This window comes from Actinosynnema sp. (genome assembly GCF_052038725.1).
The window spans coordinates 1-2,300 of sequence record NZ_JBQGCX010001287.1 but is presented as its reverse complement, the minus strand read 5'-3'; the positions used below and the strand labels follow the sequence as shown (position 1 = coordinate 2,300).

At 76.3% G+C, this 2,300-nt stretch carries 4 protein-coding genes; all 4 read left to right on the top strand.

Annotated elements, in window-relative coordinates; all coding sequences use genetic code 11:
• Positions 1-379: iron chelate uptake ABC transporter family permease subunit (locus ACTUAL_RS27225; RefSeq protein ID WP_440902243.1), on the top strand; the 379-nt coding region annotated here is incomplete at its 5' end.
• The gene (locus ACTUAL_RS27220) at positions 376-1,155 is read left to right on the top strand and encodes an ABC transporter ATP-binding protein (protein ID WP_440902242.1); all 780 of its coding nucleotides are present in this window, start codon (positions 376-378) and stop codon (positions 1,153-1,155) included. The genes ACTUAL_RS27225 and ACTUAL_RS27220, both read left to right, overlap by 4 nt.
• Positions 1,156-1,189: 34 nt before the next feature.
• Complete coding sequence (locus tag ACTUAL_RS27215) at positions 1,190-1,921, top strand: GntR family transcriptional regulator (RefSeq protein ID WP_440902241.1); 732 nt, start codon at positions 1,190-1,192, stop codon at positions 1,919-1,921.
• 124 nt (positions 1,922-2,045) lie between these two features.
• A complete protein-coding gene (locus ACTUAL_RS27210; protein WP_440902240.1) occupies positions 2,046-2,222 on the top strand; it encodes a hypothetical protein in 177 nt (58 codons plus the stop codon).
• The last annotated feature ends 78 nt before the right edge of the window (positions 2,223-2,300 follow it).

Here is a 2,300-nt window from a genome sequence, read left to right as displayed (position 1 = left end):
GCTCGTGCCGCTGTCGGCCCGGATCCCCGCCGTGCAGCTGGGTTTCCCGGTCGCGTCGGCGCTCGGGCACCGCGCGGGCCGGGTGGTCGTGGCGCTGCTGCTGTGCGCGGTCGTGCTGGCGTCGGTCGCCGCGTCCGCCGTGGGCCCGGTCGGGTTCGTGGCGCTGGTCGCCCCGCACCTGGCCCGCCTGTCCTGCGCCGCGCCACGTCCCCCGCTGGCCGCGTCCGCCGCGCTCGGCGCCGGGCTGCTGCTCGCGGCGGACCTGGTGGCGCGCACGGCTTTCGCGCCGATCACGGTCCCCGCGGGCGCGGTGACCGCGGTGGTCGGCGCGCCCTTCCTCGTGTGGTTGCTGGTCCGTTCCCGGAGGTTCCCGTCATGAGCACGACGCTGCGCGCCGAGGACCTGGTGGTGCGCTTCGGCGACCACGCGGCCGTGGACGGGGTCGGGCTGACCGTGCCGACCGGGTCGGTGACCGCGGTCGTGGGGCCCAACGGGTGCGGCAAGTCCACCCTGCTGCGCGCGCTCTCCCGGTTGCTGCCTGCGGATTCCGGCCGGGTGCTGCTGGACGGCGAGGACGTGCGCCGCACTGCGCCGCGCGCGTTCGCCCGCAAGGTCGCCCTGCTGCCGCAGGAACCGCAGGCGCCCGACGGGCTGACCGTGGTGGACCTGGTGACGCGCGGCCGGGACCCGCACCGCCGCTGGTACGACCAGTGGTCGAGGCCGGACGAGGAGGTCGTGCTGGACGCGTTGCGCCGCACGGGTTTGGCGGAGCTGGCGGACCGGCCGCTGCACACCCTGTCCGGCGGGCAGCGGCAGCGGGCGTGGATCGCGCTGGCGCTGGCGCAGCGCACCGACGTGCTGCTGCTGGACGAGCCGACGAACCACCTGGACGTGGCGCACCAGCTGGACGTGCTGGACGCGGTGACCTCGTTGCGGGGCTTGACGGTGGTGATGGTCCTGCACGACCTGGGACTGGCCGCCCGGTACGCCGAGCACGTGGTGGCGATGCGCGACGGCCGGGTCGTGGCGTCCGGTCCGGTGGCGCGGGTGCTGACGCCCGCGCTGCTGCGGGAGGTGTTCGACGTGGAGTGCGGCGTGCTGACCGACCCGGAGACCGGGCGGCCGGTGGTGGTGCCGAGGCGGGTGGTGCGCTGACTAGGGTTGGCCGCGTCGAGGCGAGGAGGCCGGGGTGGCGGGGCGCGGCAGGCGCGAGGGCGGCCGGATCGGCGGTCCGACCAGCGTCACGGACCTGGCGGCGACGGAGCTGAGGGCGCGCGTCCTCACCGGGCGGCTGGCGCTGGGGCAGCACCTGGTGGAGCAGGCGGTGGCCGACGACGTCGGGGTGAGCCGGGCCGCGCTGCGCGAGGCGCTGCGCGTGCTGGAGCGCGACGGCCTGGTCGAGCACGTGCCGCGCGCGGGGTGGCGGGTGGTGACGCTGACGCTGCGGGACGCGCACGAGATCGTGGTGCTGCGCGAGCACCTGGAGGAGCTGGCGGTGGACGCGGGCGTTCCCGCCCGCCCGGCGCCGCTGGCCCGCCTGGACGCGGCGGTGCGCCGCATGGAGGCGGCGGCCGACGCGGCCGACGGCGCCCCGGCGGCCCTGGACGGCCTGGAGTTCCACCGGGCGTTCATCGGCCTGCCGGACAACCGGAGGCTGACCGCCGCGTTCGAGACGATCGCGCACCCGCTGGGCGTGCTGATGAGCCTGAACCGGGGCGCGCACGAGGAGGTGGAGACGTTGCACGAGCTGGCGGCGCGGCACCGGCGGTTGTGCGACCTGGTGGCGGCGGGGGCGCCGGGGGAGGTGCGGCGGGAGCTGCGGTCGCACCCGACGACGGCGTTCCTGGGCCGGGCGGACCTGTCGGCGGACGGGGCGGGGCCGGAGGCGCTGGCGTGGGCGGCGGAGCGGATGGGGCGCTGAAGCTGGTGCGCTGCCGGGTGCTCCGGCCGCTCTTGACCTGGAGCTAACTCGAAGTCCTAGGTTCTCCCTCGCTGGTTCTCCCCACGGCGAGAGGTGTTCCGCACATGCCCACCACCAGTTCTGGTTGCTGCGCAACCTCTCCCCGGCGGACCTCTCCCCGGAGGGCGCCCCCATGACCGTGCCCGAACTGCGGACCGCGACGGCGACCTACCTGCGCGAGCGCATCCACGAGGGTGTCGAGGACGCGGACCCCGTGGCGGCGCGGGGGGTGCTGCAACGGATGATCCAGAACGTCTCCTGACACCCGGTCCCCGCTGCCCGTCCTGGGGGTCGGGCAGCGGGGAACCCCGCTACCGCTCTCGCGGAAGGCCCAGCCCGC